Annotated in this window: 10 protein-coding genes; 3 read left to right on the top strand and 7 right to left on the bottom strand. The window is 57.5% G+C overall.

What is annotated here, in order from left to right:
• The first annotated feature begins 468 nt into the window (after positions 1 to 468).
• The gene (locus tag NWQ23_RS13870) at positions 469 to 1,278 is read left to right on the top strand and encodes a division plane positioning ATPase MipZ (protein WP_306166982.1); all 810 of its coding nucleotides are present in this window, start codon (positions 469 to 471) and stop codon (positions 1,276 to 1,278) included.
• 151 nt (positions 1,279 to 1,429) lie between these two features.
• Complete coding sequence (locus tag NWQ23_RS13865) at positions 1,430 to 3,013, top strand: FMN-binding glutamate synthase family protein (protein ID WP_306166981.1); 1,584 nt, start codon at positions 1,430 to 1,432, stop codon at positions 3,011 to 3,013.
• Between the two features lie 74 nt (positions 3,014 to 3,087).
• Here the strand turns inward: NWQ23_RS13865 and NWQ23_RS13860 are convergent, their stop codons facing one another.
• Genes NWQ23_RS13860 through NWQ23_RS13850 form a run of 3 tightly spaced genes read right to left on the bottom strand, consistent with a single transcriptional unit; the run spans position 3,088 to position 6,119 of the window.
• Entirely contained in the window at positions 3,088 to 4,059 is a 972-nt protein-coding gene (locus NWQ23_RS13860; RefSeq protein WP_306166980.1) for a DMT family transporter, read from the bottom strand.
• Complete coding sequence (leuB, locus tag NWQ23_RS13855; RefSeq protein WP_306166979.1) at positions 4,059 to 5,165, bottom strand: 3-isopropylmalate dehydrogenase; 1,107 nt, start codon at positions 5,163 to 5,165, stop codon at positions 4,059 to 4,061. The genes NWQ23_RS13860 and leuB overlap by 1 nt, the downstream gene beginning before the upstream one ends.
• 57 nt (positions 5,166 to 5,222) lie before the next feature.
• Positions 5,223 to 6,119, bottom strand: a complete 897-nt coding sequence (locus tag NWQ23_RS13850) for a LysR family transcriptional regulator (protein ID WP_306166978.1) — start codon at positions 6,117 to 6,119, stop codon at positions 5,223 to 5,225.
• A gap of 92 nt (positions 6,120 to 6,211) precedes the next feature.
• Here NWQ23_RS13850 and NWQ23_RS13845 point away from each other — a divergent pair, with 92 nt between their 5' ends.
• The gene (locus NWQ23_RS13845) at positions 6,212 to 7,123 is read left to right on the top strand and encodes an NAD-dependent epimerase/dehydratase family protein (RefSeq protein ID WP_306166977.1); all 912 of its coding nucleotides are present in this window, start codon (positions 6,212 to 6,214) and stop codon (positions 7,121 to 7,123) included.
• On the opposite strand, the gene NWQ23_RS13840 is transcribed toward NWQ23_RS13845, so the two are convergent.
• From NWQ23_RS13840 to leuC, 4 genes are all read right to left on the bottom strand, one after another.
• Positions 7,058 to 7,972 carry an endonuclease/exonuclease/phosphatase family protein gene (locus tag NWQ23_RS13840; RefSeq protein WP_306166976.1) on the bottom strand — a complete coding sequence of 305 codons (915 nt, stop codon included), beginning with the start codon at positions 7,970 to 7,972 and terminating at the stop codon, positions 7,058 to 7,060. The two genes, NWQ23_RS13845 and NWQ23_RS13840, sit on opposite strands and share 66 nt — an antisense overlap.
• Positions 7,973 to 8,064: 92 nt before the next feature.
• Complete coding sequence (locus NWQ23_RS13835; RefSeq protein WP_306166975.1) at positions 8,065 to 8,694, bottom strand: hypothetical protein; 630 nt, start codon at positions 8,692 to 8,694, stop codon at positions 8,065 to 8,067.
• 543 nt (positions 8,695 to 9,237) lie between these two features.
• Positions 9,238 to 9,843 (bottom strand): 3-isopropylmalate dehydratase small subunit, encoded by a 606-nt coding sequence (leuD, locus tag NWQ23_RS13830; RefSeq protein ID WP_306166974.1) that lies wholly within the window; start codon positions 9,841 to 9,843, stop codon positions 9,238 to 9,240.
• The coding region (leuC, locus tag NWQ23_RS13825) for a 3-isopropylmalate dehydratase large subunit (RefSeq protein ID WP_306166973.1) at positions 9,843 to 11,117 on the bottom strand (1,275 nt) is incomplete at its 5' end. The genes leuD and leuC, both read right to left, overlap by 1 nt.

Below are 11,117 nucleotides of genomic sequence, written 5' to 3'. Positions count from 1 at the left end.
TGCGGGATGGCTTGGGTCTGGATCGGGGTGGGATCGGTGATCCCCTGTTCTTTCAGTACGTTAATCAGTCGGGGCGCGAGGCCCAGCATGTCAAAATCCATAGATGGATATCCTATTTGTTGCGAACCAAAGGTCCGCGCATATCATTTGGCCCATGGCAGAACGCCATGAAGCCGGTGCAAGGTTGCGCCAATATGCTGACAGCCAAGACCACATTGTCCGGGCGCCGATCTGGCGCGGGACCCCTGCGTGATGTGGGAACCTGAGGTGAACGACGCCTTGCGATGGACTTAGTCTTGTCCCGCTCTGCTCACGCGGCAGCTTGCGTCGGTTGAGTGTCACATGAGGCTTTGCTGTTGCTGTGTCAAGTCCTACGGAAAAACGAACCGCGCAGTGATCGCTGTGCTTTCACTTGTGCGGACCACATCATATAGTGGCTGAAAGCTTCGAATAGTGGGGAATCATCGCGTGGCGCATATTATCGTTGTCGGCAATGAAAAGGGCGGTGCGGGCAAATCGACAGTGTCGATGCATGTGGCAACCGCTTTGGCCCGGATGGGACATAAGGTTGGCACGCTTGATCTGGATTTGCGGCAAAAGACGCTTGGGCGCTATATCACCAATCGTCAAAACTATCTGAAAAAGACGGGGCTTGATCTGCCAACACCGTCGTATCACGAGCTTCCAGAGATCGATCAATCCACCCTCAAGCCGGGAGAGAATGCATTTGATCATCGTCTTTCGATGGCCGTGGCCAAAATGGAGACGGATGCCGATTTCATCCTTATCGACTGCCCCGGATCGCATACACGGTTGAGTCAGGTTGCCCATTCACTGGCCGATACACTGATTACACCATTGAACGACAGCTTCATCGACTTTGATTTGCTTGCTCATGTGGACAGCGACGGGGAAGAGATAACAGGCCCGTCCGTCTATGCTGAAATGGTCTGGAACGCCCGCCAACTGCGGTCCCAAGCGGGGCTCAAGCCGATTGACTGGGTGGTGGTGCGCAACCGTGTCGGCGCACAGGCGATGGTGAACAAAGAAAAGATGGAGCGCGCCATTAACAAACTCGCCAAGCGGATCGGTTTTCGGACAGCACCGGGTTTCAATGAGCGCGTGATTTTCCGCGAATTGTTTCCACGGGGTCTGACGCTCCTTGATCTGCGGGATATCGGGGTAAAGGGAATGAATATCTCAAATGTGGCCGCCCGGCAGGAACTGCGTGACCTGATCAAGGCGCTTGATCTTCCCGGGGTTTCCGCGAATTTTTGATCCCAAGGGCACCAATTTGTGACGTTACGCGGTTAGAAATCATCTTTCGTTAACGAAAGTCGAAGCCTAGTGTACCGGTAACTTGGGAGAGGGTCTTTTGCAAAAAATCATTTCATTACAGCGGTACGCGACACTGGTCTTTGCAGCCATCATGACCTTGGTTTGCTTTGTCATCGGGTTCTGGGCGTCTTGGGTCTTTTTCCTCTGCGCGGTTTTTGCAGCGCTGACGCTCTTGGGGCTCTACGATATGACGCAAAGCCGCCATGCCATCACGACAAACTATCCGATCCTGGGCAATCTGCGGTTCGTGTTCGAAAAAATCCGCCCCGAAATTCGCCAATACCTGATCGAAGGTGATCAGGAAGAACAGCCATTCAGCCGCGAACAACGCTCTTTGGTGTACCAGCGCGCGAAGGGGGCCGAGGACAAACGCCCCTTCGGGACCCAGGAACGGGTTTACGAGGCGGGCTATTCGTGGCTGACCCATTCGGTACAGCCAACCCATTTTGAGAGTACCGATTTTCGCCTGACCATTGGTGGACCCGCTTGCAAGCAACCCTATAACGCTTCGCTCTATAATATCTCCGCAATGAGCTTTGGGTCACTCTCGGCCAATGCGATTTCCGCCCTCAACAAAGGGGCCAAGATCGGTGGTTTTGCCCAAGACACCGGCGAAGGCGGGATCAGCCGATACCACCGCGCAGGTGGCGGCGATCTGATCTACGAGATCGGGTCGGGATATTTTGGCTGCCGCAATCATGATGGCACCTTTAACGCCGAAAAGTTTGCCGAACAGGCCGCCGACAATCAGGTCAAGATGATCGAAATAAAGCTGAGCCAAGGGGCAAAGCCCGGCCATGGCGGGATGCTGCCGGCGGCCAAGATCACGCCAGAAATTGCAGAAGCCCGCGATATCCCGATGGGTGTCGATTGTGTGTCGCCTGCCGCGCATAGCGCCTTTCACGGACCGATGGAAATGATGCAATTCATTGGCCGGCTGCGTGAGCTATCAGGCGGCAAGCCGATTGGTTTCAAGCTTTGTATCGGCCACCGGCGGGAGTTTATGTGCATGGTCAAGGCGATGCTCGAGACCGGAATTGTCCCTGATTTCATCGTTGTTGACGGAACCGAGGGAGGCACAGGTGCAGCCCCGCTTGAATTTGCCAACCACGTCGGCATGCCCATGGTCGAAGGGCTGACCTTTGTGCATAACACGCTTCGCGGGGCGGGCATCCGCGATCAGGTCAAGGTCGGTGCGGCGGGCAAAATCGTCAGCGCTTTTGACATTGCCCGCGCCCTGTCTTTGGGGGCCGACTGGTGCAACTCTGCCCGCGGTTTCATGTTCGCCATCGGCTGCATTCAGGCGCAGGCCTGCCACACCAATCACTGCCCTGTGGGCGTGACCACCCAAGATCCGCTGCGCCAAAGGGCGCTGAATGTGGAAAACAAAAGCCAGCGGGTGGCGCGGTTCCATGCCAACACGCTTAAGGCGCTGGGTGAAATGGCCGGTGCTGCGGGCTTGGATGACCCCTGCGGGTTCCTGCCCTATCACTTCATGACACGGCGCGGCGACGGGCAGATGACCGAAGCAAACGACGTCTATACCTATCTGCGCGAAGGGTTCTTGCTTGATGATGGCACGGATTCACCGATTTACCGTGAACGGTGGGCTCGCGCGAATGCGCATACCTTTGCACCTCCGGAGGCGCGTCAGAGAGTTTCGCATTCAACGTAAAGAATGACGGCTCAAAAATCGCGCTCGACCTCCGAACTAAGCGATCATCGCGATTCAATCAGAATGGAAACGCTCTAAGGCTTCTTTTCTCCGGCAAGCTTCTTGCCCGCGATGCGCATCACCAAAGAAACGCGTGGCGTCGTACCCGTCTCTGACCGTGATCTGGTGCGTAGGACAGGGGTATTTTCCGACGTTCCGATCCGGCTTTCGCGGAGCACGATATACATCCCACTGGCGATGATGATCCCTGCCCCGATCCCCGTGGCCATATCGATCCGTTCGTCAAAGAAGAGCAGGCCAAAGCCAGTCGCCCAGACGATCTGGCTATATTGCATCGGTGCGATGATCGCAGCCTCGCCGGCTTGGTAGGCCGCGATGACAAGGCGGCTCGCGATCCATGCAAAAACAGCAATGACACCAAGCATACCCAGATGCTCGATCGGCATGGGCTGGTAAACAAATGGCAAGGCGCAGCCCATCAGGACAAAGTTCGCGATCATCGGATGCAGCATCATGACGACGGGGCGTTCCTCATTTCCTATTTTGCGCACAACAATAGACGCAATCGACCCGCCGACAGCTGCAGCCAAAGCCGCAATATGCCCGGCAGAAAGTTCGGTTTGGCCCGGGCGCAGCACCACCAAGACACCAATCAGCCCGACAATGACCGCCATCCAGCGCCGCAGACGGACGGTTTCACCAAGTACCGGAATGGCCAGCACCGTGATCAAAAGCGGCGCGGCGAAAAGGATCGCGTAGACCTGCGCAAGCGGCAGGACCGAAAAGGCGTAAAAGGCAGATACCCCCGTCACAACCGCAGCCCCGGTCCGCAGCGTCATCCACCAAGGATGCACTGGCATCAAAGTTCCCGGCTTTGCGTCGCGCATCAACATGACCGCCGCCAATGGAAAGCTGAGCAGGACACTGAAGAACACGATCTGAAACGGGGAATATATCCCTCCGAGAATCTTGACGATCACATCATGAGTCGCAAAGACGCCAAAGGCGAGCAACGCAAAGAGTGCGCCTCTGGCGTTCGGCGACATCAGACCGATGCGTCCAGAGCAGCGAGGATCACATCGCCCATTTCGGTCGTGCTGAGCGGCGTGCCACCCTCTGGACCCATCAGGTCAGCGGTGCGCGCACCATCGGCCAGCACTTTCTCGATTGCGGCTTCTAGACGGTCCGCCTCTGCCCCTTCGTCGAAGGAATAGCGCAGCGCCATCGCAAACGACAGGATACAGGCGATCGGGTTCGCCTTGCCCTGGCCCGAAATATCAGGCGCCGATCCGTGGACCGGTTCATACATGGCCTTTGGCCGCCCATTCGCCATCGGCAGGCCCAAGGACGCCGAGGGCAGCATGCCCAGCGATCCGGTCAACATGGCCGCACAGTCGGACAGGATATCGCCAAACAGGTTGTCGGTCAGGATGACGTCAAACTGCTTGGGCGCACGCACCAGCTGCATCGCGCCATTGTCGGCATACATATGGCTCAGCTCGACATCGGCATAGTCGGCCTCATGTACCTCAGTCACCACGTCCCGCCACAGGATGCCGCTTTCCATCACATTGGCCTTTTCCATCGAACAGACCTTGTTGCTGCGCTTGCGGGCAAGGTCAAAGGCGGCACGGGCGGCACGTTCAATCTCGGCTTCGGTATAGCGCTGGGTGTTGATGCCCACGCGCATGTTGTCTTCCATGTGGATACCGCGTGGTTCACCGAAATAAACGCCAGAGGTCAGTTCGCGCACGATCATGATATCGAGGCCGGACACGATGTCCTTTTTCAGCGAGGAAAAATCGGCCAGCGCATCAAAGCACTGCGCCGGACGCAGGTTGGCGAACAGGTCCATTTCCTTGCGCAGGCGCAGCAACCCGCGCTCTGGCTTGACCGAAAAATCGAGGTTGTCGTACTTCGGGCCGCCAACTGCGCCCAGCAGAACGGCATCAACCTCTTGCGCTTTTGCCATCGTGGCATCGGTCAGTGGCACGCCATGCACGTCATAGGCGGCACCACCGACAAGGTCTTCAGAGACATCAAAGGTCAGGTCGCGTTTGTCGCCGAACCAGCCGATGATCCGCTTGACCTGGTCCATGACTTCAGGGCCGATGCCGTCGCCGGCGAGGATCAAAAGGGAGGGGTTTGCCATTTATAGGGTCCTTGATTGAATGGGTTGCACAGGGCCTAGCGCGACGCGGCGTCAGGTTCAAGATACCAAGGGGCGCAGACCCTGTTCCAGAAGCTCCCAAACGCGCCTGATCCGTGGGGTTTGGCGCATGGCCTCGTGGGCTGTCAGCCAAACAGGCAGTGTGGGTAAAGGCATGCCGATCTCGATCTGGTCAACCAGCGGATCGCTGCGCCCGACATCAGCCTGGGCAAAGCCGATCCCGCAGCCAGCCCTGACCAATTCCCAATAAGCGACGTTGTCATCGCAGCGGGTCTTGAAATAATCACGGTCCACCTCGAGGCCTGCCGCTCTGAAGCCGTCAATAATTTCATTCCCGCTATCAAAGCCCACAAAATCATGCCGCGCCAGATCAGCGGGGGACTGCGGCATACCCCTTTCGGCAAGATAAGTTTTTGCAGCAAAGATGCCCAAGGGGATGTCGCCCAGATGCTGCGTTACCAGATCAAGCTGGGTGGGCCGATACATGCGCACGGCAATATCCGCTTCGCGATAGAGCAGGTTGCGGCTGTCGTCGCTGGGCACCAGTTCAATCGCGATCTGCGGTTCAAGTTTACGGATCCGCGCGATGATCCGTGGCAGGTGCTGGGCCGAGGTTGCAACACTTGCTGTGATCCGGACCGTACCCTCTAGCCGCGCCCGCTGACCTGCGGCGGTCAATGCAATCTGCTGCATCGCGTCGCGCATGGCTTGGGCAGGTCGGACCAAGGCCGCGCCTGTCTGGGTCAGGGCAAAGCCCCGCGCTTGCCGATAGAACAACTCGGCTCCGAGTTGCGCTTCGATCTGCTTGATCTGCCGCCCCAAGGTGGGCTGGCTTGTCCCCAACTGCCGCGCCGCAGCGGAAAGACTGCCTGTCTCTGCGACGGCCAAGAAGGATTGCACCAGCGACCAGTCTAATGAGGAAAGTGATTTATCCATTCAATAATGAATACATGATCTGCAAATTCTGGCAATTTCTTTAAGAGAATGAATGGCGCAAATTCCCGGCAACATCAGCATAGGAGCTTGTGATGCAACAGACCGTTTTGATCCTTGGGGCCTCTGGCAAGATCGGGTCCCATGCCGCCGAAGCCTTTTGGAACGCGGGCTGGAAGGTGCGCCTTTTCAACCGCAAAACCGACAACATGACGCAGGCCGCAATGGGTGCCGATGTGATCGTCAACGGCATGAACCCCGCAGGCTACAAAGGCTGGGCGACTGCCATTCCAGCCATCACGGCACAGGTGATTGCCGCAGCCAAGGCGAGCGGGGCCACCGTGATTATCCCCGGCAATATCTACAATTTTGGCAACCAGCCCGGCCTATTGTCAGAGACGACCCCGCAAACCCCGCACACGCGTAAAGGCAAGATCAGGGTCGAGATGGAAGCGGCCTATGCCGCATCCGGCGTGCAGACCATCGTGCTGCGGGCGGGCAACTTTATCGACCCTCATCACAACGACGATATCATGAGCATGTTGATCATGCGCGAGATCGCGAAGGGCAAAATCACCCACGGTGGCGATCCGGACGCGATGCAGGCGTATTGCTATCTGCCCGATTGGGCGCGGGCGGCGGTCATGCTGGCCGAGATGCGAACAACGCTGGCCCAATTCGAAGATGTACCCTTCCCCGGCCATGCCTTTACCTTCGCTGACCTGCGCGATGTTGTGCAATCTGTTACAGCGACACCTGTGAAGTTGAATGCTTTCCCTTGGTGGATGATGACCGCCCTCAGCCCGTTTTGGGCTTTGGCCTATGAGCTGCGCGAGATGCGCTATCTTTACACCATGCCCCACCACATCAGCGCGACCAAGTTCGACCGCCTGTTGCCAAATTTTGCCGCCTCTGACCTTCGGCAAGTGATGCTTGCGGGCTTACCTGCTGATGTCCACCCAGACGAGGCGATGCGGACCAGCAGCAAGACCATCGCTGCCGAGTAAGCCGCGCAGCGGATCATCCGGTGCAGGCCAAAAGACGCCAGCGCCGGTGACGGTCCAATCCGACGAGGGCAGCACATAGCTGACCCTCAACCTGCCGGGGCCATCTTCCAACCATTCAGCGGTAGGCAAATCCGGCAATGGATCCTGCAGGCGCGGGTCAGCAAGAAACGCGGCCATCGCCGCCGTCAACCCCTGCCCCGCCTTCGGATCAAGGTTGGCGTTCCCTGCTATCACAAAGCTCTCGGGCGGCGGGCCATAGTGGCCGTCCAAGACAGATTCCCACAGGCGCAATTCGTCGCGATTGCGCAATCCGTTCATGTCTTCGGGGCCATCAAAGACTGGCGGGGTCGCAGAGAACGCCAAGATCGAAAAGGCCCTGCCGCTCTCTGGAATGACCGGAACAATCCAATGACCGGTGGTGGACAAGCGCTGCATGGATTGTGCGCGCAAACTGGGGAACGGGCCGCCTGCACTTTGCGGTAAAACCGCACCGGGCAAGTCTTTCCAAAGCAAATCGGAAAAATCCGTCACGTCCGGCGCGGCAATCGGCAGCTTGGACAGGATCGCCATACCTCCGTCCCCTGCAAAGCGTCCATAACCTTGCGCATCCCGCGCCTCGCCCAAGCGCCCATTGCCATCAAGATCAAGGCCGGTCGCCAGCCCCGCATTGGGCTGGAGCGCAAAACGGTAAGGATAGGCTTGCTCAAAGTTTTGTGCAAAGGCGGCCAAAGCGAGCCCATCAAGGTCAAAGTCAAAGTCCGTGAGGACCAAAATATCAGGGTTGACCTGCGCAATGATGCCAACTGTGGCGCGCACCTGTGGATCATCGCCCTTGAGGATATCGCGCAAAAGCAGGCCGGGACCGTCCCGGCTTAAGGGTGCAGAGAATGTGGCAATCCGGTAGGGTTCTGCCGGCGCGCTTGCGGCCGACAGAGCGATTATTATTGATACATACCATCGTCTGCGGCGGAACGTTCGTTCGCTCTTGCCCTTTGCATCCGTATCATCTGCGCCACCCTGCTGAGTGCGACGCCGCGCATCAAGATACTGGCTGGCAAGAAAGCCCATGCAGAGACCGTCCAAATCAAAGTCTGCGGGTTGTCAAGAATGATGGGCGTTCCGAACGCAGAAACAATTTTGATGACCGCAGGTACCAAGAAAGGCAGCAAGAATCCTAATATAACGTTAATGCGGCTATCCCGTTCGAGCCGTCTGACGACGTCACCACCGGCAGTCGGGTCAAATGTTGGCAGGTTGACCCAAACATTGAATGCCGCCGTGCGGCGCGGCCATTGATTGAGCCGCAAGAGGATCACAAACGAGATCACCGAAAAGATGGAGACCAGATAGGCAAGACCCGCAGCGTCCCGTAGTCGTTGAATCACAGATATATCTGTCCCGTCGGGCATCATCAGGACCATTAACCGGACAGGCGAATAGGGAAAATCGATCGCCGCGCCGATAGCTGAACCGCTGTTCTGAAAATATGCGGTCACTGCAGAAGGCGCATCACCCCCTCTGAAAATGATCGACAGACATAGCACGGTTGCAAAGAGCGTCGAGAAGCGCATCCGGTTAAAGGGCGGCGCATCGCGAAACTCTACAAGGCTCGGCGAATTGGAACTATATTCAACGATGGTGAACAAAGCACTGAAGATTGCGACCAAAGCGATGATTTGCGTGTTGTCACCGCTGGCACTGGGCAAAAGCGCGTAAGGCATGACGATCAACATCACGACCAATGCGGCTCTGACCAATGCGGCGGGCAATCGGGATAGCACTGCGATTTTCCTCTTTCGGACCCTTCAGCACAGCACAACGCTACCGTTTACATTGCACTGACTACGGCACTTTTCGTTCTTATTAATGCAATCCTGAGCAAATCCCGTGCCGCCCTTCAACTGCGTGTTAATGGAAATCGCCAAATCAACCTGATTTGGGCGCGCAGTGATGCTGGATTGCAACCCAACTGATGCAAATGCGCAACGGCGCGCCGGATTTCATGAGCGATTTAACACCTTCCCTGACGGGGCAAGAGCAGCATCGCGTGCGGCAGTCAGTCAAACGCAAAAGGCCGCCCCGAAAGGCGGCCTCTAAAGATCAATGTATCTTTTTCAAACCCAGGGCCGTTCGGCTGCGGCCTTTGCTTCAAAGCTGGCGATGGCGCTGGCTTTCTCCATGGTCAGGCCGATGTCGTCCAGACCGTTCATCAGGCAATGCTTTTTGAAGGCGTCGACTTCGAAACTGAACACATCCCCATCCGAAGAGGTGATTGTTTGCGCTTCCAAATCAACTTCGATCCGTGCGTTCGATCCCTTCTCGGCGTCTTTCATCAGAACATCCACCTGCTCTTGCGGCAGCGCGATCGGCAAGATGCCGTTCTTGAAGCAGTTGTTGTAGAAGATATCGGCAAAGCTGGGTGCAATCACACAGGTGATCCCGAAATCCGCGATCGCCCACGGTGCATGTTCGCGCGATGACCCGCAGCCAAAGTTGTCGCCAGCCACAAGGATTTGCGCATCCCGATACTGCGGCTTGTTCAGTACGAAATCCGCGATCTCGTTGCGGTCGTCGTCATAGCGCATCTCGTCAAACAGATTCACGCCAAGGCCAGAGCGCTTGATCGTTTTCAGGAACTGCTTGGGGATGATCATATCGGTGTCGATATTGACCAAGGGCATTGGCGCAGCGATACCGCTGAGTTTGGTGAATTTTTGCATTACATCATCTCCCGCACGTCGGTGAGTTTGCCCGTGATCGCAGCAGCCGCCGCCATGGCGGGCGACATCAGGTGGGTGCGTCCGCCCCTGCCCTGCCGTCCTTCAAAGTTGCGGTTGGATGTGGCCGCACAACGTTCACCTGGCGCCAATTGGTCAGGGTTCATCGCCAGACACATGGAACAGCCCGCAAGACGCCATTCAAAGCCCGCGTCGATGAAAATCTGCGCGAGCCCTTCTTCTTCCGCCTGCGCCCGTACCAGACCAGAGCCGGGAACGACCATCGCGCGGATGCCATCCTTTTTCTTTTTGCCTTTCAGGATCGCCGCGGCTGCGCGCAGATCCTCGATCCGGCCATTGGTACAAGACCCGATAAAGACCGTATCAATGGCGATGTCGGTCAAAGGTGTGCCAGGCTTAAGGTCCATATAGTCCAGCGACCGTTGGGCCGCACCGACTTTGCCGCCGGTGAAATCTTCGGCGGCAGGGACAGAGGCCGTGATCGGCAGCACGTCTTCGGGCGATGTGCCCCAAGTGACCACTGGTGCAATATCCTCGCCCTTGAGCGTCACAACCTTGTCGAAATGCGCGCCTTCGTCGGTAAAGAGCGTTTTCCAGTAGGCAACCGCAGCCTCCCACTGTGCACCCTTCGGCGCATGTGGGCGCCCCATGCAGTATGCAAACGTCTTTTCATCAGGCGCGATCAGGCCCGCACGCGCGCCGCCCTCGATCGCCATGTTGCAGACGGTCATGCGGCCTTCCATGGACAGATCGCGGATCGCTTCGCCGCAATATTCGATGACATAGCCGGTGCCGCCAGCAGTGCCGGTCGCACCGATGACGGACAAGGTGATGTCCTTGGCGGTGACACCGGGGCGCAATTTGCCGGTGATCTCGACTTTCATGTTCTTGCCCTTGCGCTGGATCAGCGTTTGGGTGGCCAGCACATGTTCGACCTCTGACGTGCCAATGCCGTGGGCCAAAGCCCCGAAAGCGCCATGGGTCGCAGTGTGGCTGTCGCCGCACACGACGGTCATGCCGGGCAATGTCCAGCCCTGCTCCGGCCCGACGATATGCACGATGCCTTGGCGCACGTCGGTCACGGGGTAGTAGTGAATGCCGAATTCCTTGGCGTTGGTGTCAAGGGCGGCGACCTGAATGCGGCTGTCCTCGGTCATGTTGTCGGCCTTGTCACGACCCAGAGTCGTGGGCACGTTGTGGTCCGGCACGGCGATTGTCTTGTCGGGCGCATGGACTTTGCGGCCTGCCATGCGCAG

Source organism: Yoonia sp., assembly GCF_030731595.1.
In the GTDB taxonomy this organism is placed as follows: Bacteria; Pseudomonadota; Alphaproteobacteria; order Rhodobacterales; family Rhodobacteraceae; genus Yoonia.
This window is presented reverse-complemented; position numbering and strand designations above follow the sequence as displayed.

What these genes read in the sequence shown, in the direction of transcription:
- NWQ23_RS13835 (WP_306166975.1), bottom strand. Translation starts at nt 8,694, where the DNA reads ATGCGCTTCTCGACGCTCTTTGCAACCGTGCTATGTCTGTCGATCATT.
- NWQ23_RS13860 (WP_306166980.1), bottom strand. Translation starts at nt 4,059, where the DNA reads ATGTCGCCGAACGCCAGAGGCGCACTCTTTGCGTTGCTCGCCTTTGGC.
- leuD (WP_306166974.1), bottom strand. Translation starts at nt 9,843, where the DNA reads ATGCAAAAATTCACCAAACTCAGCGGTATCGCTGCGCCAATGCCCTTG.
- NWQ23_RS13845 (WP_306166977.1), top strand. Translation starts at nt 6,212, where the DNA reads ATGCAACAGACCGTTTTGATCCTTGGGGCCTCTGGCAAGATCGGGTCC.
- NWQ23_RS13865 (WP_306166981.1), top strand. Translation starts at nt 1,430, where the DNA reads ATGACCTTGGTTTGCTTTGTCATCGGGTTCTGGGCGTCTTGGGTCTTT.
- NWQ23_RS13850 (WP_306166978.1), bottom strand. Translation starts at nt 6,119, where the DNA reads ATGGATAAATCACTTTCCTCATTAGACTGGTCGCTGGTGCAATCCTTC.
- leuB (WP_306166979.1), bottom strand. Translation starts at nt 5,165, where the DNA reads ATGGCAAACCCCTCCCTTTTGATCCTCGCCGGCGACGGCATCGGCCCT.